At 54.9% G+C, this 20,638-nt stretch carries 15 protein-coding genes; 5 read left to right on the forward strand and 10 right to left on the reverse strand.

The window, feature by feature from the left end; translation table 11 throughout:
* Positions 1–25 precede the first annotated feature (25 nt).
* The 10 genes from KF752_19290 to KF752_19335 all read right to left on the reverse strand — a co-directional run bounded on the left by KF752_19290 (position 26) and on the right by KF752_19335 (position 13,563).
* On the reverse strand, positions 26–598 hold the full coding sequence (locus tag KF752_19290; GenBank protein ID MBX3423707.1) for a DJ-1/PfpI family protein: 573 nt from the start codon (positions 596–598) through the stop codon (positions 26–28).
* Between the two features lie 122 nt (positions 599–720).
* On the reverse strand, positions 721–1,668 hold the full coding sequence (locus KF752_19295) for a sugar phosphate isomerase/epimerase (GenBank protein MBX3423708.1): 948 nt from the start codon (positions 1,666–1,668) through the stop codon (positions 721–723).
* 108 nt (positions 1,669–1,776) lie between these two features.
* Entirely contained in the window at positions 1,777–3,099 is a 1,323-nt protein-coding gene (locus KF752_19300; protein MBX3423709.1) for a Gfo/Idh/MocA family oxidoreductase, read from the reverse strand.
* A 187-nt stretch (positions 3,100–3,286) separates the two neighbouring features.
* Positions 3,287–4,759 carry a sulfatase-like hydrolase/transferase gene (locus KF752_19305; protein ID MBX3423710.1) on the reverse strand — a complete coding sequence of 491 codons (1,473 nt, stop codon included), beginning with the start codon at positions 4,757–4,759 and terminating at the stop codon, positions 3,287–3,289.
* A 119-nt stretch (positions 4,760–4,878) separates the two neighbouring features.
* Complete coding sequence (locus tag KF752_19310; protein MBX3423711.1) at positions 4,879–5,610, reverse strand: class I SAM-dependent methyltransferase; 732 nt, start codon at positions 5,608–5,610, stop codon at positions 4,879–4,881.
* Positions 5,603–6,511: a glycosyltransferase family 2 protein gene (locus KF752_19315; protein ID MBX3423712.1), complete on the reverse strand. Its 909-nt coding sequence runs from the start codon at positions 6,509–6,511 to the stop codon at positions 5,603–5,605. The genes KF752_19310 and KF752_19315 overlap by 8 nt, the downstream gene beginning before the upstream one ends.
* Before the next feature lie 23 nt (positions 6,512–6,534).
* Entirely contained in the window at positions 6,535–8,556 is a 2,022-nt protein-coding gene (locus tag KF752_19320) for a glycosyltransferase family 39 protein (protein MBX3423713.1), read from the reverse strand.
* A gap of 148 nt (positions 8,557–8,704) precedes the next feature.
* Positions 8,705–10,195 (reverse strand): hypothetical protein, encoded by a 1,491-nt coding sequence (locus KF752_19325; GenBank protein MBX3423714.1) that lies wholly within the window; start codon positions 10,193–10,195, stop codon positions 8,705–8,707.
* A complete protein-coding gene (locus tag KF752_19330) occupies positions 10,196–12,178 on the reverse strand; it encodes a hypothetical protein (GenBank protein MBX3423715.1) in 1,983 nt (660 codons plus the stop codon).
* A gap of 32 nt (positions 12,179–12,210) precedes the next feature.
* Positions 12,211–13,563, reverse strand: a complete 1,353-nt coding sequence (locus tag KF752_19335) for a hypothetical protein (GenBank protein MBX3423716.1) — start codon at positions 13,561–13,563, stop codon at positions 12,211–12,213.
* A gap of 363 nt (positions 13,564–13,926) precedes the next feature.
* Between KF752_19335 and KF752_19340 the strand changes: the two genes are divergently transcribed.
* From KF752_19340 to KF752_19360, 5 genes are all read left to right on the forward strand, one after another.
* Positions 13,927–14,871: a hypothetical protein gene (locus KF752_19340; GenBank protein MBX3423717.1), complete on the forward strand. Its 945-nt coding sequence runs from the start codon at positions 13,927–13,929 to the stop codon at positions 14,869–14,871.
* A 175-nt stretch (positions 14,872–15,046) separates the two neighbouring features.
* Positions 15,047–19,267 carry a neutral/alkaline non-lysosomal ceramidase N-terminal domain-containing protein gene (locus KF752_19345; protein MBX3423718.1) on the forward strand — a complete coding sequence of 1,407 codons (4,221 nt, stop codon included), beginning with the start codon at positions 15,047–15,049 and terminating at the stop codon, positions 19,265–19,267.
* An 83-nt stretch (positions 19,268–19,350) separates the two neighbouring features.
* Positions 19,351–19,857 carry a CBS domain-containing protein gene (locus tag KF752_19350; protein MBX3423719.1) on the forward strand — a complete coding sequence of 169 codons (507 nt, stop codon included), beginning with the start codon at positions 19,351–19,353 and terminating at the stop codon, positions 19,855–19,857.
* A 2-nt stretch (positions 19,858–19,859) separates the two neighbouring features.
* On the forward strand, positions 19,860–20,126 hold the full coding sequence (locus KF752_19355; protein MBX3423720.1) for a hypothetical protein: 267 nt from the start codon (positions 19,860–19,862) through the stop codon (positions 20,124–20,126).
* Positions 20,127–20,170: 44 nt separating this feature from the next.
* Positions 20,171–20,587, forward strand: coding sequence for a hypothetical protein (locus tag KF752_19360; GenBank protein ID MBX3423721.1), 417 nt, complete (start codon positions 20,171–20,173; stop codon positions 20,585–20,587).
* The last annotated feature ends 51 nt before the right edge of the window (positions 20,588–20,638 follow it).

Genomic DNA, 20,638 nt, shown 5'->3' on the forward strand with positions numbered 1-20,638 from the left:
AACTGCCGATGGTAGTCCGGCGGTCCTAGGTGGATTTGCCCGACTGAATATCCAGGGCCTTGATCCACGGACCAATATAATGTCCGTTGTCGTGATACGTTCGACCACTATACATGTGTTGGTCGATGACGCATGGCTCGTTGACATAGATTCCGCCGCAAATCTCGAGATCAAATTTGCATTTGGCGACCGTAGCCATGCGAAGTCCTTGGACGATTCCCGCTCGGGCCGGAATCTCGACTCCGTGGCAGACGCTGGCGCACGGTTTCTTGTTCTCCCAAAACCATCGCGTGATGCGCAGCAAATCCTCGTCTTCTCGAATGTACTCGGGAGCGCGACCTCCGCTAAAAAAGATGCCGACGTATTCTTCTGGATGGATATCCTTGAATGCGATGTTTGCCTGAATACAGTAACCTTCCCACTCCTTGGTAATGGTCCAGCCTGGCTTCACTTCGTGAAGAACCATTTGATAGATTCGCTTCTCGGGGGCCGCGACCACCGGCTCATATCCGCCCTCAATCAAACGATAGTAAGGGTAAAGTGTATCGACGGTTTCGGTGGCATCGCCAACGATGATGAGAACTTTGGGTTTGAACATTTTTTGAAGCTTGAATTTGGATAGCAGCCGGGGAAGACTTGTAGCAGAATTCGTCAGAGGTCCATGCTTAAATCGCGAATTGTAGTGAATCCACTACCGAAACATCAAGTTTTGACCAAACGCTAGCTCCTCGTCAGCAGGGCGTCCAGGTATGTGCGAGCCAGGTTAACTTCACCGGTCACAGCCGAAGGTGTATCAAGAATCGGTATTCCGCGAGGAAACGGGTGCATGAAAATCTCAGTCCATCCTTGGAAATTATTCTCCGCGAGGACTTTCAGCATCGGCGCAAAGTCTAGCGGGCCACGACCGGGCATTTGCAGTAGCTCCTGTTCTTTGGGCATTGCGGTCATGCAACCGTTGCCATGCTGCCACGCGTAGAAGACCTCGACGCGTGGCAGCACATCGCGGAGCAATTGCGCCAACAGCGCTTCATCCTGAGGCAAATGATAGGGCGCAAACGCAATCCCCAGATGCTTCGAGGAACTCATCTCAGCCAAGTAGCGCAGCGAGTCCGGGGAGTCGATCAGATTCCTGGCATGGTTCTCGATCGCAATCGTGACGCCGGTCTCTTCGGCAATGGCCAAATGCGGTTGCATTTGTTGGATGAACTCGCCGACGGCCTTCTTAAGTTCGGCCCCTTTTAGATTGATGGGTCCTTCGCCGCCGGTCACGATAGTCCTACAGCCCAGTCTGTGTGCCACACGCATCTCGTTCTGTAGACCAAACGGGCCAAGGGGATATTGCGTGATACAGCCGAGTGTTAATTGATGTTGACTCAACAGTTCGGCAAACTTGGCTTCTCCCATTTCAGCGAGTTGTTCGCGTTGATTGCCGTGCTTCATCGGCCATAGATCGATCGCTGCCCCGCCGGCTTTCGAAACCTCAGGCAAAATGTCTTTCAGAGCCGCGTAACCATAAAGGCTTGATGCCAGAAGGTACTTGAGCTTGAAATTCGACTTCGAGGCTGCCAGCATTGGGCTTGCTAAGCCACTACTTGCTCCCCCCGCTGCAAGCAAAGTTGACGTTTGAAGGAATCGGCGACGATCCTGAAGAGATGTGTTGTTTGACATCGAATTTCAATTTGTGTTTGATCGTCTACAAACGCCGAAAATGAATCTATCAGGATTTGGGTTGGCGATTACTTTTGCGTTGGCAAGTCAGTTTGGGCGGATGAACGGTTACATCGTCTCGAATCCATGGCGTTGCTCGCGCTTGAGCATAGCATCGGCTTCCTGGTCGTTGACGAAGAACTCGGTTTCGGGATTCCATTGGAGTTTTCGCCCAAGTCGCATCGAAATGTTGGCCAGATGGCATGTCGATACGCTCCGGTGCTGACTGTCGATGTCAGAAATGGGCTTTCGCTGTGACTGGATACAATCGAAAAAATTCCCCATGTGATTGATGATCGCATCGAGTTTGCCATATCGCGCGGGGCGATCAAGGTTATCAAAATCGTAGAGCCTCCAGTCTTGGCGTTTAAACGGTTGCTGGGCGAGATTTTCCACCGGTGCACCGACGATCTTGCCGCGATTGACGAAGATTCGTCCGGCATCTCCAGTGAACAGAATCCCATTGTCGCCCGTGTCCTTGACGGTCATTACGACACCACTGGCGTAGCGATAGCGGACTTCAAAATCGATCGGAACGTTGTAGCCGTTGTCGATTTTCGGAAGGGTGGCTGTCCCGTCGATTTCAAGTGGATAAGAATCGATAGCCCACTGGGCGATGTCAAGGTGATGAGCGCCCCAATCGGTCATCTGGCCGCCCGAGTACTCGTACCACCAGCGAAAGGTGTAATGCGTCCGCTCTTCAATATACGGCACGTCGGGCGTCTGGCCTTGCCACAGATTCCAATTCAGATGCGCGGGCGGAGTGCGCGGCACGAACGAATCGCTCGTAGCGTTCTTTCCCAACACGACGTCGACCCTCTGCAACCTGCCCAGTCGACCGCCTCGGACCATTTCAACGGCCAGTCGAAAACGATCATCACTACGTTGCCACGAGCCCACTTGCACGATGCGGCCCGTCTCTTTGACGACCTGTGTGAGTTGCTTGCCTTCGTCGATCGTCAGTGTGAGCGGCTTCTCGCAATAAACGTCCTTGCCTGCGCGGCAGGCGTCGATCAGCATCTTGGTGTGCCAATGATCTGGACTGCCAATCGTGACGACGTCGACATCGTTCCGATGGATTAGATCGTGATAGTCCTCACAGGCATACGGCGTGCTGCCGAAGGCAGCTTTGGCTTGATCGCGGACGTTGCGATCGACGTCACACACTGCAGTGATGTCACCATAAAGCTGCGCCTTATGAGCGATGACGCTGCCTTGATATCGTAGCCCGATCGCTCCCACGCCCAGCCGATTCATGGCTGATCGCGAAGGTGCTGATTGAGCGCACGAGGTATGCACGCCGAAACTCAGCCCCCAACCGGCAAAAGCTGAAGCCGCCAACGCATCGCGGCGATTCAACCGCACGAAGGATTTCGGTGGTGGAGCTGTCATAAGTTAGTTTCTCTCGGATTCCGGTGGACGACCGCAGCGGTCTTCACCGAGTTGCCAGTGAGTTTCATAATACCGATGTGGAGCCAATCACGCTTCAAATTTCGCATCGGCTTGGGGCAGTTCCATACCAATTTTAGCGGTTTCGATGGTCCCACACTATTAAGCAGTGTCGCCAGGCACCAGAGAACTATGGCTCCCCTATCGCAGTGTCTGTCCAGTTGATTTTCGGCCAGTCGGGATAGAAGGTTCGCGGGAGCGACTTGTCATTGCCAACGCCGGCTGGAACTGGCGGGAATTGCTCGATCGCCTGCGCCAACATTTTACGAGCCGCTTGAGCTGCCGGTGAACCTGCATCGACTGGTAACGGATGTTGTTCCTCGAGGTCATGTTGCACATCGTACAGCCGGCCGTCGCGGTATAGCTTGTATCGCTGGTTCCTCACGAACTGGGCCGGCTGGCGATCACCCCAATACGGTTGGTAGTGGCACAATACCCAGGGACGTGGCGATCCTGGAAGCCCCTGCAATTGAGGCAAAAAGCTGCGGCCGTCAACATCCACGGCTTCAACACCCGCTGCTTCGGCCCCGGCCAGCTCGGCCAGCGTCGGATAGAAATCGGTGAAGTCAATTAAATCATCCACGACAGAGCCTGCGGGAGTGTGTCCTTTCCAAAAGGCAATCAGCGGTACATGGGTTCCAGAGTCAGTTGTGCCGCCCTTGCCTCCACGAATCGTTTGCCCATTCCACGTCGAACGAATCGAGCGATTGGTACCGTTGTCGGCCGTAAACAGAATCAGTGTTCGCTCTAACAATCCTGCTTGCTCAACATGCTGTACGATTTGGCCCACCAGACGATCCATATACTTGACCATGGCCACAAAGTTTTGTTTGTCACGGCGGGGCTGTGGATCGTTTGCTTGGTGTTCGCGCGACCGCTGGCCGATCGTTTCCGGTGTTGGCACGAAAGGATCGTGGACCAGCAGCATCGGGTAGTAAACAAAAAACGGTTGTGCCTTATGGCGATCGATGAAGTCGCACAGGAATTGACACATCAGGTCTGGACCATACAGTTCCCGGTTATCGGTCGGAGTCAGCAGTTTTCCATTGCGCTCGAGTACGGGGCTCCAATAGCGTTCGCCACCACCTTGCTGAAGTCCCTTACCTTTGGTCAACTGCCATAACAAGTATTCATCAAAACCAAAATGATTGGGACGGCGCACATCGTCCCAACCAGGAAAGCGGTCACCGATGCCATTGAGTTGCCATTTGCCGGCGATGGCTGTGCGATAGCCAGACTGGCGCATCAACGTACCAAACGTGTGTTGTGACGGATCCAGATAACCGAAATGAGTGTAGTTGCGAAAGTTGTACTTGCCGGTCATCAGTTGAACTCGCGACGGCGTACACAGCGGCGTTGAATAGCAGTGCTCAAAGCGGATGCCGCGCTGGCAAAGTGCATCTAGGTTTGGGGTTTCATAGTCTTGCCCACCGTAACAACCAAAAGCCTCCCAGCTAACATCGTCGGCCATAATCAGGACAACGTTGGGCGGTCGATCCGTCCTTTCCCCAGACATGGCGTAAGTCGCATTCCAGATGCCAGTCAGTGACTGGAACAGGCCGACGCAGGTCACGGCGACAAGAATTGAGCGGATGCCCTGCATGTTCGTCTCCGGATTGAGGGTTCATATACTTTGGCGTGTGGCCAATAGGAGTCTACTAGTAGCCATCGTCGCCGGACGGTGGAAAATTCAGTTCTCCACCCATCTGGTGACGGTGGCTACTATTGTTTCCGGACAACTCCCGCCAGGCTCAAGCCCATCGGCAGCGGGCATCTGCCCAGCAAATGCCGTTCGACAGCAAAGCAGGCACGCATCGTTTCGTTAATTGGAGTCGGAGGAATCTTCAGGTCGCCCGCATCATCAACAGGTCGTAGCTTGCGGTATAGTCGTTCGGCCACTGCCAGCGGAAACAGCAGTCCATTGAGATAGCTCACTAAAAGTGTCTCGAATCCCGGTTGAGAGACCAACCGCTTGAATTGGCCAAACGAGTATCGACGTCGGTGGTGATGCAGTTCGTCGCGCCGCGTCCACAGCCAGGCGTGCGCCGGCACGGTCGCAATCAAGATGCCTCCGGGCTTGAGAATGCGCTTGGCCTCGTGGACGGTGCCGGAGTCGTCGTCCAGGTGCTCCAATACATCCAGTAGCAAGACAGCGTCAAATGCGGCATCTTCTAATGGCGTTGGACCGGGTAGTTCACCTACCAAAATGTTCAGACCGCGCCGTCGAGCCAGCCGGGCAGCTTGCTCAGAACCGTCCAAGCCAACTACAGCATACTTGTCCTGTAGCTTGGCAACCATCATTCCGCAGCCGCATCCCAAATCGGCTACGGCAGCATGGCGAATACTCGGATCAAGGTAGCGGCTGAGGAGGCACGCGACGATCTGATGTTTGGCGCGAAACCACCAGTGCTGGCCCTCCACTCGGAACATTTCGTTATACAGCGCCTCATCCACCGCTTCCTCCCGCCTGTTCGTCGATCAGGTAGAGTGGACGCCCTTGCACTTGGCGATAAATGCGCGCGATATACTCGCCGACCACGCCCATCAGCAGCATCTGCGTACCGCCGACGAAGAATAGACCGCTGGCCAGCAGCGCATAGCCCTCGATGTCGATTCCCCAGAATAGCTTCTGCACCACGATGATGCAGGTCATGATGATGGACGCCGCCGTCACGGCAAATCCTAGTAAGCTTGCTAGACGTAACGGCAGAATGGAGAAGCCGACGATTGCGTCGAGCGACAATAAGAATAGTTTCCAGGGGCGATATTTCGTTTCGCCTGAGTGACGCGCCGCCCGATCATACTCCAGCGGCTGACTACGGTAGCCGGTCCAAGCCACCAGTCCTCGCACAAAACGATCGGTTTCTCGACAACCCTTGAGCGCATCCAACACGCGGCGATCAACCAGCCGAAAGTCGCCGGTGTCGAGTGGAATTTCCACGTCGCTCAGTGCCCGCAGTATTCGGTAAAATGCCCAACTGGTGAGTTTCTTGAAACCGCCTTCACCATCGCGCGTTCGACGCACGGCGTAGACGATTTTCGCGCCTCCCTGCCAGGCGCCCACCATATCGGCGATCAATTCGGGAGGGTCTTGCAAGTCCGCATCGATCAGCACGGCAGCGTCGCCGGTGGCTCGATCGAGCCCGGCGGTGCTGGCCGCCTCGTGTCCAAAATTTCGCGCCAGCCGCAGGCCGACGACGCCTCGATCCGCGCGCGATAGTTCTTGAATCAATGCCCACGAGCCATCGGTCGAACCGTCATCGACAAAGATTAGTTCGTAATCTACCTTCCCACGGCGCAGTGTCTCTGCCAATCTGCGATACAGTTCTCGCAGACTGCCCTGTTCATTAAGCAATGGGACAACGACGCTGACTTTGGCTACTGTGATGGTTCGTCCTTTCGTATCAGCGGGAACTGATAAAGATAAATGGTTCCTCCCAAAATCTCCAGTGGTTCGGCTTGATTGCGAATCATATCCATCTGCTCGCGTACTTGGCGCGGATCTAAGAACGTGCCTTCCAGCCAGTGCATGTAATTGCCTTGCAGCCATGTGGCGCTCAGCGCCAGTACTGCCGGTTGATTCGTGTCAGGCTCGACCGGTTTGGCACCATATAGATAGCCCGGCGGCAGATTGATGTAATCAATGCCATAAGCGGCTGGATCGGCCGAACCAAAGTATGCAAAATACAGAGGAACATCAGGGTTGTCACGCTGCCAGGCAGCCAGCAATCTAAGGTCTTGTCCCCAATCGAGATTCGAGTCACTCAGGCGGCTCAAGCCACGGTCTTTTCCACTGGCTGCCAGATTAAAGAAGGCGATGTAATGCGGATGGCTACTGAGCGATTCCACGGCCAATAAAGCCAGCAGGCCTATGACCACACGCTGCGCGGGGACATGCAGCCATGCTTGAGCTGCCATGCTGCCCAGCCCGATCCACACGAGTGGAAAGGCCGGTAGCAGATGCCGCAGTCCGATATTCAAGTCATACGACAGCGCTGTTGCGATCACCATCCAAAATGGTATAGCCCAATAACCCAGCGACAACCACTGTCGGCGGCCAGTTCGTGCCATTTGCCATCCGCACCAGGCGCACGCCAACGCGACAGCCACAATCATTGCCAAGGGAGTCTTGTACAACCAAGCCCAAACGAAATAGCGCCACGAACCTTCATGAGACTGGTGGCCGTCTAAATAAGAACTACCGATAATCGACATGGCCTGCGCGTAACCTACACCCTGGATAAATGCTTGAGGCAATAGGCGATAGTCGTTGGCGACCTGACACAAGCGTTGTAGCACCGTCTGGGTGGGTGCCGTGTCACCGGTTGACCGTTTGTGTTGAGTACTACTCGAATGTTGGTTGTCGCGATGTTGAGCACGCAATTGCAAATTGAATTGATACAATTGCGTTGGATGATTGCGGTCGAAACTCAATCGCGGATTCGGCGTAGGTAGATACCGAAAGCCATAAGCGGCCCAGATGCACAGCCAGCTCACCGTGCCAGCCAATAGTACGATGGTCGATAAAGCCGCCAATCGGTGCGAGAGGCTGGTCACGTTGCCGAAGAGTACAACTTGCCATGCGCGGCGATCTGTTAGTCGCAGCAACAGCCATGGCGCTAAGAACGCCGGCAGCGCGAGCGCCGTAAATTTGATTACGGCAGCTAGACCGCAAGCCAGCGAAAACCCAAGAACATTTCCGAGGCTCGCATGCCGGGCGACTCGCCAACCACAAAAAAAACAGGTCGCTAAGGCGGCTGTGCAGGCCACATCGTTGGTTACCAGCCCGCTGTGCGCGAGCAATGTTGGATCGATGGCAGCTGCGCACGCAGCAATTGTACCAGCCATGTTTCCAGCCAATTGCCGCGCCCAAAGTCCGACAATCAGCACGACCCACGCACCTGTTACCAACATGCCCAGCCGAGTGCGATCGACGAGTTGTACCCCGTCGTGATTGGGCGAGCGAAACAGCGCGCCCACAGCCCAGCGTTCCTGTTTGTTCAAGTCTGAGAACATGACTTGAGAATCGGCACTCGCCAGGTCAACCTGCAACGGCAGGCCACTGGAAAACAGAGCTGCCCAATGTTTCCAAAGCGGTGGATGTTCTGGATTCAGTCGATAATCACTGTGCCGCCACTGCAGCAGTCCACCCAGCACATGCAAGGGCTCATCGAATGTGGCGCTTTTTGTCGAAGCCGCGTGGCCAGCAATCGCAACATGTAACAGCATTGCCAGCAGAATCCACCATCCCCCCCTGCCCTGCCCGCTCACAGAATCGACAGGCTTATCAGGCGGAGCATCAGACCGATTCGAAACCTGTCCGGTGCGGCCAGAATCCAGCAATCGCGGTTTGGTATGAATCGCAGTGGATTGGCGATTGCGGTGGAGTTTCTTAGCCATGTTACATCTTCGCTAATAGTACTTCGCAACCTTACGGCGAGCGACGGATACGTAGATGCGTGCGCCACAGCCTGGACGACTTACCGGCGAGCTGGCGCTGCCCCAGCGGGCGACGGGAGCTACTTGTAGATCCATTTTCACTACTCGCTTATGGCAAAATAAACGCCATATTGCCGTGGATGATCAGCGTGGCCAGTAGCACACCACCCATGGCAACCACTTGGCGGTCGCGCGGCCAACTGTTTACTTCGGCAGCCACGATGACCAGCGGAGCTACGGCCAGGAACAGCCAACACCGCGCGGTCTCGGCTGGGATCAGAGCTAGCACGGCAATGACCGCCAGGAGCGCACCAGCCGCCCAGCCGAACTGGCGCACTCGCCGCTCAAGTTGCGAGTTTACCAGCCCCATCACAAATACGATCGCCAAGATCCAGCCACTACCCAAAGCGAAATCATAAACATCCCAGCCCGCAGTCCATGGTGCGCGACGCGCGGCAAGCATCGGCTGCTCCATGAGTTTGCTCTGAGCAAACAGATTGGCTTGAAAAACCCGCCACGAGCTGTAACCCAAAAACGTATTGACGATCCAATCGACCACAATAATCACGATGATGGGGGGAGCGCCCAGTCTTACAGCCGAGACATATCTATCCATCCATGGTCGATCACTCAGCACGATCGCCGGCAACAACGCCATGAACAAACCCAACGTCAGTTGTTGGAATCCGACGAACAGTATCAGCCCTAAGGGAATGGCCAGTAGAAGACTGTAGAAATGGCTGTTCCTGACAAGGGCTTGATGCCATATGCCGACCGTGATTGCTCCAAGTCCCACCCACAGCGGGTCAAACTTCGTGGGAAACAGCAGGTATCCCGGAGTCAGTGCCAACAGGCTAGCAGCCATCAGCCCACATTCGGGGCGTTCTGTCATGCGCTCAATACACCAATACACGGCAGGAATGCTCAACAGTGACAAGCCGATTAGCGTTAACGAGCAGATTAGCATTGACGTGGGGCCAAATCCCAACAACAACACCAAGGCAACGTAGAAGCCGAGCGGGCCCGCCGGCTTGGTCATTGTATGCAAGTGAAATCCGTGAGGCGGTGGAGTACGCACCAGTTCATCGTAATGCTGAAGCCACAGCAGTCGCGGAGCATCGTCGGTTCTGATCGTGTGTACTATCCGAGCTGCGTCATAGTAATAGCTGGTTGCATCTGGGGAGAGCGTGACATCGCGCAGATAGCTCCATCCAATTGGAGTTGCCTGTGACCAAACGCAGCCCAACTTGAGCGACAGCGCAGCCAGCATCCATCCCAATAACATCGCTGTGTTGCTGAGCCGTGAATTGCGAAACAGCCAGATCATGGCGACTGCCGGCAGCGCACAGAGCAACATGACTAACCATTGAGATGTGGACAGCTCGCGCCACGGCCATGTCCAGTAATAAGGTCCATTCACGCCTGGGGTGTGCCGGATGGTCAGTGAGAACATCAGCGCAGCTATTGCCAACAGCAACCAGCCCTTGATCCCCAGCACGGCCGTGAACCATTCAAGCAATTGCTGCCGGTCGCCGTTGGATCGACTGACGCTGGGCTTCTTCGGTCGAGTCGAATTATTGGCTTGCTTGCGCCGAGCCATTTACTGCCCATCCTGCCACGACAGCGGCAATCGATATAAATAGATAGTGCCCCCTAAGACCTCCGTTGGTTTAGCTTGGCGACGCAGCATATCCATCTCGCGTTGTAGCGGACTAGCAGGCACATAGGCGGCCTGCAACCAAGTTGCGCTGTAAGCTAGTACACCGCTGCCGGAATAATCGGGTTGCGTAGTGGGTGATCCGTATAAATAGCCCGGAGCCGTGTTGATATAACGGATGCCATAGGCCGCAGGATCGGCAGAACCGAAATAGGACAAATACAGTGGGACATCGGGATGTGCCCGCTGCCACTCCGCCAATAGCTTCAAGTCCTGCCCCCAGTCTAGATTCGAATCGCTGAGTCGTTCCAGTCCTTGATTTTTTCCGCGAGCCACCCAATTAAAAAAAGCAATGTAATGCGGATGGTAGGCCAGTGTCTCTATAGCCGCTAGGCCAACCAGGAACCACACCCCGTGCCGCCAGCGTGATTTTGAATTGATTGCTGCCGCACCTGCGAGCCCTAATCCGATCCACATCAACGGCAGTGCGGGCAACAAGTGTCTAAGTCCAATGTTCAGGTCATAGCTAACAGCTAACAAAATCACAACGCAGTATGGCAGACACAGCATGCTCAACCAACTAGCGCTTCGCCAACGCCTCAGCAGCGACCATAAGCCCCAGCCACATGTCAACAGCACAGCTACGATCACGGCCAGCGGAGTCTTGTACGACCAAGCCCGTGGAAAGAAGCTCCATGATCCACCCATGACGCGCTGGCCATCGACAAACGATTGACTGGCGGTGCTCATTGCTTGAGCGTAGGCGATCCCGTGAATAAATGGCTGCGGCAGAATTCGATATTCATGTGCCCACAGACACAAATCTTGTATCGCATTTAATTCGACAGTGTACGACTCGGGCTTGGCTGCTTCAGGATTTGTGCTGCGTTGATGCTCGCGTAGCATCACATTATGTGCATATAATCGGCCAGGAAACGAAGTGTCGAAAGTGAGTTGTGAATCGGGTGTAGGCCGGTAACGAAAACCGTAGGCTGCCCAAATAAGTGCCCAGGCTGTTAGGGCAGTCAACAATACAATTGCCGACACGGCCACCAAGCGACTGCGCAGGCCAGTCAAGTCTCCAAATGCAGATTGCCAGACGGTACTGTCCAGGCAACGCATGGCGACTACCGGAGCCAACATCAGCGGCAAGGCTAATGCGGTAAACTTGGTCACGGCTGCCAAGCCGCACGACACCGCAAAACCGAAGACGTTTGCCAGAGTCGCCCGTTGGGTAACGCGCCAAGCGAAATAAAAACAGGCGAGCAGTGCCGCTGTGCAGGCCACGTCATTGGTAACCAATCCGCTGTGTCCGATTAGGTTTGGGTCAAGGGCAGCCATCGTGGCCGCTAGTCCTCCGGCCAATCCACCAGCCAACTGTCGCGCCCACAGTCCGACCAAGCAAACGACCACGCCACCAAACAGCAACATGCCCAACCTGGCGCGATCCACGAGCTGCGTGCCGTCGTGTTGGGGATCGCGAAACAGAGATTCGATCACCCATCTCTCTTGTTGGTTTAAATTTGCCAACATGGCCTGTGAGGCGGTTGATTGCAGGTCTGGACTGCAAGCTAGTCCAGTCGTCGCCATTCCCGCTACCAACTTCCACAGTGGCGGATGCTCGGGATTCAGTCGATAGTCGTCGAAGCGCCACTGCAAGATACCGGCCAAAGTGTGGACAGGTTCGTCAAAGGTGGCACTCTTGGTACTTGCCGCATGGCCCGATACCAGCATGTGCAGGAGCGCTACAGCGACGATCCACACGCCAGTTCCAACCAACTTCCCGCGCGATTCGGCAGGTCGCGAAGGAGTTTCTCGATAGCGCGCCGCCTCGGATTGCGGGTTGTTGCGAGTCTGCGCAGCCGACGAACTGGAGTTGTGCGAACCGTGTGGCTGCTTGCTCTTCTTGGGCGACTTGGGTGGCATGAATCCGTGCTAGCAATGTATCTCGACTGGGATCACTGTCCGGTCCCCGCGTCACGTACTTGTGCGTCACGAACATATATGGGGTTCGTCAGAATCCACGGCTTCAGTTCCCCAGCGACCTGCAGCCAAGCTTCCAAACGATACACGCCAGAACTCTGCGCAACGAATTCAAATTCACGGCCGCGATGTTCGTGAACTACTTGACCATGCCGCAGCAGCTTGAACAAGACCGGCAGCGGGGCGGCTGCAGCCAACTGAAGTTGGGCGCCCTCCCCTGCAACCAATGTCGTTTCTCCGCCGACATCAATGCGCTGATCACCGCACTGAGCCGCGAACCAAAAGCCGGTCGGATTGGCCAACCATTCGAAGCTGACGTAGGCTCGGCTAGACTTTAGCGCATCCCATACCTCTTCGCGCGTCAGGTCACGCATCAGCAAATGTGTACTGACATGCTGGAAGCTGCGCGGGTAGGGATCTAAATCCAATTCCAGTATGACATCGCCGGGTTTGCGGCCCGCAACTAGCGGTTTCACGAGCGCAACTTTCTCGGGGTCCAGCGTAGCCACTCGTTTGCCCAACGCGTCTTCAATGGCCACTTGCTGGTCCTCGGTCACATACGCGCGGATGACTTGGTTGTGGTGAGCGTCATTGGCGGCCACACCGGTGTGACGAGCGGTCTGACACAGTTCATCCCATCGCCGCAGGTAATCCGCAGGGTAATCAAGGATGGCGCCAAACATCTCTTGCGGATAGTCGCGGATGGCTGGCATCAGCCCCATTAACATCAGCGGATTCTTCAGGGCGCTCAAGAATCGCTTTTCCTCCATGACGTCGGCGTGCGTGTTGTAAATTTCATTGCCGGTGATCCCGCTGATGGCCCAATCCATCCGTTCTTCCAAGTGCGACAAGAAGATCAGCCCGTCATCGCTACGAACCAAGTTGGCCAGCCCTTGCGGTCCTTCGTAAGTATTGGCTTGGATGCTTCGATTGGGATACACAAGAAAGCCTCCCTTTTCGGCTCCAGCCACCATCAACACGCCATCGCGCAGGCCCTGGTATCCATCTTTGAAGAAATCATACTCGTCGGAGGGATGGTCGTTGAACATCAACACCTGAGTGTTGCATTCTTGAGCCGCTTGCAGAATCTCCTCAATAGGCGAGCGGCTGTCGTGCGAAAAATGGGTGTGTACGTGAAGCTGCGCCCGATAGTCGCGAAACTCGCCGGGCGGCGCAGACACTGCTTGCCATTCGTCGCGCAGGGCCTCCAGTGCAGCTCGCGTGGCTTTCAACTGACCGATCTGCATTCGGCTGGTGGCATCTCCCAAAGCTGGCGATGTAAATACGAACACCGCAACCATCATCATAAGCCATTGACGTTCAGTCATTATTGCTCCAAATGTCAAGATACCCGTTGACGCAGTTTGCAATTAATGTATTCGGTCGGCCGCTACGGGGCCAAGCCTTTTGTACTCAAGCGATCGTGGACACAGTTCCCTTGGGTCATGTGTTGTCCAATAGGGTGCATTAGCCCCGCATGTCCCACTCAACAAGTCGCATCAACGGTTATCATCGTTCATGTGCATTATGTTTCGCCCTGTGCAGGTCCATCACCTGAGGTCCTGGATGATTGTAATCAATGTTGTGATACAATGTTGGAACTATAGGCCCAAGCGCGCGTTGCCAGCCCGAGTACCTGGCCTTGAGAACGATGAGCCGCCAAAAACAGCCTGTTCAAGAAAGCTGCACTGATGTTGAATTTTCGTTGGACTTTGGGATTAGGAATTGGACTTAGCGGACTGCTGTGGAATGCAGTCTGCAATCGGACGTTTGCTCAGTCTGTGCAAAATGCTGCGACGGAACAAGGCAGGTTGGTTGCAACCGAGGCTGCTGACGATACCTGGCTGAAGCATCTGACCTTCTGCGCTTCCTTTGATCATGGGATTGACGCAGATTACTCGCTGGGCGATAAGCGCATTCATACCGCTGAAGATTTGAATCGCAAGCGATCAACCCCGGGGAACTTGATCGCTGAAGTGAACGTAATCCCCAATTCGGGCCGGCATGGCGGTGCGCTCAGCTTCACCAAGAAGACTCGACAATCTTTGTTCTACTGGGCGACCGCCATCGGCTATCGATCTCAGGACTGGTCGGGCAGCCTGTCGGTGTGGATGAAGTTGGACCCAAACAAAGACTTACGACCGGGCTACTGTGATCCTGTATTGCTGACGGACAAACAATGGGATCAGTCGGCATTGTTTGTGGATTTTGACAAAGACTTGCCACGTGACTTTCGATTGGGCGTATTTCCCGACTATCAGGTTTGGAATCCGTCAGCCATGCCGTGGGAGAAAATTCCCGTGGCTGAGCGCCCGATGGTAGTCGTCAAACAACCTCCATTCTCGGCGGAACAGTGGACGCATGTATGCTTTACCTGGCAAAATGCAAATTTGGCAGATGATGGTCCGGGAGTCGCCAAACTCTATCTTAATGGTCAGTTGCATGGCTCACACCAGCGAGTGTTGCGTTACACATGGCAGCCAGATCAGGCCGCAATTATGTTAGGTATCCATTACATCGGTTTGATGGACGAGTTGGCAACGTTTGATCAGGCCCTGACAGACGGACAAGTCGCGGCACTTTACAACTTGCCAAGCGGCTTGACTGCTCATTTGCCAACGGGGCAGACACAGTAAACGGGTTTTGGTAATGCCCGCGCCTTCCCTCCACGATCCACCGTCTGGCGACGGTAGCTACGACAATCGGAAACTACGCACGATCAGTCGCTGTGAAAAATCGATAGTCACGCTCGCCAGAACATGGTCGCTCTTGCCAGCGTATCGGACCATTCGCGAATCGGACACTCAACTTATGAAGCCATTATTCACCCCGCTCTGGATGCTCCTGCTCGTCATGCAATTAGCGCTAGAGTTGCGGGCCGACGATGCTGCAAATGGTACCTGGCGAGTCGGGTTGGCCAAAGTCGACATTACGCCAACTGAGCCGGTGCGTTTGAGCGGTTATTCGGGGCGTGTGGAATCGCATACGGCAGTGGCTGATCCGCTGCACGTGCGCGCTATCTGCCTGACGCCACAGCCGGTAGATTCAGCTGCGGCCACACCGCCAACGCTGGTGCTGGTATCGGTAGACAGTATCGCTTTGCCAGCACAGATAACCGACGAGATCGCTGGTTGGTTGCAAGAAAAACATTCGATTGGCCGCGCTCAGTTGGTGTTGTGTAGTACGCATTCGCATACCGCGCCACATTTGCCTGGCAATCTCCAGAATCTATTTCAAGTCAGTTCTACTGAACAGCAGATTCAGGCTGCAGAGCGTTACGCTGTCGTGCTGAAGCAGGCACTTCGCCGGGCCATTGAGCACGCGCTTGGCCACGCGGTAGCCGGTGCCCAGGTTGAGATTGGGCAATCCACAGTCGATTTTGCTGTTCATCGGCGCGTGATTCGCGATGGCCGCTGGACTGGATTCGGTATCCAAGAGGGTGGTCCAGTCGATCATCGTGTACACATCCTGCGCGTCACTGGCCACGATGGTGCATTGCTGGGAGCCGTCTATCAATATGCGTGTCACTGTACTACGCTAGGTCAGGATTTCAATCAAATTAGTGGTGATTGGGCAGGCTTGTCTGCCAGTCGTTTGGAAGACCTTAACCCGGGTGCGGTCTTTTTGCCGATTATCGGCTGTGGTGGAGATGCCAATCCCAATCCCCGCGGCAGCTACGAAGGCGCCATGCAAAACGGACTGCAGATGGTGGATGCTGTCCGTCGGGGTTTGCGAGAACAAAATTGGTCCGCACTTCAGCCGCCCACACAGATTCAGTACGGATTAGTAGGGCTCGAGCCAGAGCAGCCGACGGCTCAAGCAATTCAGCACGCGGCCGACAGCGACGATCCCAATCAGCGGCGTTGGGCCATTCACATGCAAGCCACACGACTGAAGATGGGACGCTTGCCAGAGTCCTGCCCCATGCCAGTTCATGCATGGATATTCGGTGAGCAGTTGAGCTGGATTTTCCTTGGTGGCGAAGTGGTCGTGGAATATCAGTTTGCGCTCGAAAAAGAGTTTTCAACCGAGCATACATGGGTGGCGGCCTATACCGACGAAGTCGTGGGCTACGTTGCCAGCGAAAGCCAACGATCCGAAGGTGGCTATGAAGTCGATTATTCGATGATCTTCTATCTGCAGCCCGGCCGCTGGCAGTCTGGCACCCAGTCTGACCTGGTGAGCCGAGTACGTCAGATTAGCCAACAACAACGCGGGCAGGACCAACCGCTGGATCCTCAAACGGCACTACAGTCGATACATGTACCTGACGACTATCGCGTTGAACTTGTTGCCGCCGAGCCGCTCGTGCAAGATCCCGTCAATATCGCGTTCGGTTGGGATGGTCGCGTGTGGGTGGCGCAGATGAGTGACTATCCGTTAGGTATTGAAGCCGGCGGAAGCATTCGCATTCTAGAAGATTCCGATGATGATGGACAACTTGATCGATCTACGCCGTTCTTGCAGGGCTTAAGCTATCCAACCAGCGTCCAGCCGTGGCGCGGCGGCGCGATTGTGATCGCTGCACCGGACATCTTTTTTGCTGAGGACACCGATGGCGATGGTGTGGCGGATGTGCGCCGGACGTTACTGAGCGGTGTGGCAGAGGTCAATCCGCAACATCGAGCCAGCGGCTTTGAAATTGGCCTGGATGGCCGACTGCATTTTGCCGTGGGCGAAGGGACACGCAAGTTGTATAGCCATCTCAATGACAAGACATATGATGTTCGCGGCCATGATGTCGTGTGGAATCCAGACACCGGCGAAGTTGAAGTCTTCGTGCCAGGTAACACGCAGTTTGTGCCAGCTCGCGATGCCTTTGGCGATTGGTTTGGCAATCATAACGCGGAACCCATGTATCAGTTCGTCTTTCAGTCGGCCGATTTGGGAGGGCGCTTGGTTGAATCGGGCAGCGTGCAACACCTGCTGGAACCGGCAGTCGCGCCGCCGGTCTATCCTCGAAGTCGTACTACCGATCGGTTCAACGACCTGTTCACGCGCGATCGTTATACCAGTGCTTGCAGTTCGATCATCGTGCGCGTTCCCGGATTGTCGTCCAGTGCAGTCACCGCCCATAGCTCGCAGCCGGTGGCGTTGGTGTGTGAGCCGGTACACAATCTGGTGGCCAGGTTGGCGCTGCAATGTCAGGGCAGCGCATTTACTGCAACGCGACATCCAGAGGATGCTGCGTTCGATTTTTTTGCTTCCAGCGATCCTTGGTCACGACCGGTGCGCGTTGTCAACGCGCCTGACGACAGTCTGTGGATTGTCGACATGTATCGGCAGGTGATTGAACATCCGCAATGGATTCCGACAGCATGGCAGGCGCGTCTCAACGTGCGTGGCGGCGATTCCATGGGACGCATCTATCGAGTCTATCATCGCGACCACAAACCAAAATTGCCCGGCAACTTGGCCAGAGCCCGCGTGCTGGACTTACTGCAAAGTCCAAATGGTGCCATACGCGATCTTGCCATGCAAGCAGTGGTGACCGACCAGATTCCGCAGTCAGAGTTGACGAACCTGCCCGGTGAGATTCGGCAACTGTTCAATCGGCCACCAGCCGCAGCGATCTACGCCAGTCTATTAGGCGTGATGTCTGCCAAAGGCTGGTTGATGCAAGCAGATTTGGCGTCGGCATTAGCATCAGCCAATGATCCGCAACTGGTACGGCTGATTCTAAAATTGGCTGGCCAGTGGGATGTGTTGGAGGATCAGCTGCAAGCTGAACTTCAATCGGTGGTGGGAGGGAATTGGGGATCTGCTGTGGACCTGCAGTGGGTGTTATCCAGTCAGAAGTGGACAGGTTTTCCGACACAAGCTGGTTTGAGTCAAATTCTAGGTCGTGGGCAACCCGACCGCTGGTTGAACGCTGCCCTATCGTTTACGAGCGCTCCGCAGTCGGCCGAGCCGGTGTTGAGAATGTCATTAGCAACGGCTGATAAGGACTCATCGGATACTGGTGATTTACAACAGCCATTGGCGACCATTCGCCGCTTGGTCGGACTACTTACGCAAGATCAGCGACAGAGCTTGGTCGACGAGTACTTTCTCGCGGATCGAGACGTCTCTTGGTTGGCAAGTCGTGTGCTATTGCTGGTATCCCTGTATCCACAGCCAAGTGATGCTAAGATTCAGCGACTTGAGGAATTGTCGCAACAAGCCATTGGTGCTTTGAGCGAAGGTGGTCGTGATATTGCAGAACGTCAGCGGTTGGGACTGCTCCTGGGCAATGAAGTGTTGGCCGCCACCGACGAGTTGGCGATTGCTCGACAATTACTAAACGAAGGCCCAGCAGCGACCGACATCATCGTGCGACGTGCTCGTTATCTGCGATCCGATGAACTTGCCGAGTTGTTGCTGGAACTTTGGAGCCAATTGGGTCACAACAATCAGTCCTCAGTCGCCAGCGCACTGCTGCTTCGCCCAGCCTGGCGAGAGGCACTGGTTACTGCTTTGGAATCAGGTAATGTTCAGCGCAATCAGCTGCCGCCGGCTGCAGTGCAGGCGCTGGTTAGCCACTACGATCGCAATTTGCGCTCGCGAGCAGCTGCGGTTTTTGGTCGCCCCTCACCTAGGCAGAGTATTGTCAACGACTATCTCAATCGAATGCCCAATCCATCCATCGCCGGCCAAGTTGACCTTGGCCAGCAGTTGTACCGCGAACATTGTGGTGTGTGCCACAGTGTCCAGGAAGGTAGGCCGCCAGTTGGGCCAGCTATTGACAATTTGTCGCACTGGAACAATGAGCAATGGCTGACAGCCATACTCGATCCCAGCTTGGCCGTTGAAGAAAAGTACAAGCAGACGTTGATTTTGACCGAGGATCAAGAAGCCATTAGTGGTATTGTAGTTGATGAAACCGATACGCAGTTACGTATCTTGACCAGCGACGGCCTCTCGCGAACGATATTAGTTGAAGATGTTCAGCAGCGGCAGCAGTCCAACGTGTCCTTGATGCCCGAGGGGTTCGAAGCTCGGCTAACGCCTGATCAACTGGCCCACATTGTTCAGTACCTGCGCGCAAACTAGATGAGCCGCTGAAGTATGAGCGTCCATAGTCGCAATCGCGACAAACCATCCGTCTTACCGACGTACCACTGGGGAGTCCAATAATGTCTGAACACGAACCGCCACCTGAAGTCAGCCAGTTTATGCATCGCCAGGTCAAGAGCGTCACTCCCGACATGCAGTTGGATGAGGTTGTGCAGTTCTTGCTGTCTAATCAATTGTCCAACGCTCCAGTCGTTCAGGCTGGTGATGGGGGCAACTATCTGATCGGATTTGTGTCCGAACGTGATTGTTTGGCCGCCTTGACTCAGGAAGAATTCTATGGCAGTCCGGCTCCTACGCAGACAGTGCGTACGATCATGCGCTCGTCGCCTGTTAGCGTACCGCCAGATACCGACCTATTCGCTGTGGCATCGTTGTTGATACATCATGGCTATCGGCATGTTCCGGTAACAGATGAAGGAAAACTGCTAGGCATGGTCAGCCGCCGCGATGTCCTGCATGCTGTTGCAGATTATGGCAAGCGCTACGGCCAGGCACTGCTTCGTGAACGATTTCGCCCCGATCCCCGGCAGATCATCAACCTGCGATTCTTAGTGAAAGGCAAGTAATCATGACGAACCAAATAAGGAATTCGGTCGACAAGCTGATTCAGGAGTTGACTCGACAGAGAGATGAACTTCAGCTGCAATTGCATTTGGGCAGTAAGGAGGCTAAAGAGCAATGGGAGAAGCTTCAGGATAAATTGCAGCAGCTCAAGCAGGATTACGAACCACTGCGCGACGCCGCCGAAGAGTCGGCCGAGCACGTTTGGGAGGCCATCAAATTGTTGGCCGGCGAGGTCAAGGAAGGTTTTGATCGCATGCGCCAGGCGCTTTAGTTTCAGAACGCTAGTTACGTGAGAACACGAGGAGTAAAAAGACTATGCAGGCTCGCAAGAAGTTAGTGTGGACGGGATTCTTGAGCTTGGCGGCGCTGACGATCGTGGTTGTGCCGCTGGTCAATATCGTGTTTGGCCAGGAACCGGGTTCGGGGGACAAACAGAGCTTCATGCGGTTGAAGCTTGAACCAACCAAGAAGATCATTGAGGGGATTGCTCTAGGTGATTTCCCGATGATACGATCCAATACAGAACAGCTGCGCAAGCTAGCCTTAGACCAGGGTTGGCTGGTGCTGCAAACCGAGACCTACGCCAAGCACAGTCGCGATTTTCAAAGTTCGCTAAACCTGATGCGACTGATGTGCGACCAGCAGGACTTGGATGGCGTAACGCTGGCCTACATGCAGATGACCATGCGCTGCGTCCAGTGTCACAAAATGCTGCGCGATCAAGTCCGCTAGGCGGATGGGCAGCAGTAAGGCGGCGAGTTAACGAAGCTTTGGTATTACAAC

The sequence above is a fragment of the Pirellulaceae bacterium genome, from assembly GCA_019636385.1.
Lineage (GTDB): Bacteria > Planctomycetota > Planctomycetia > Pirellulales > Pirellulaceae > Aureliella.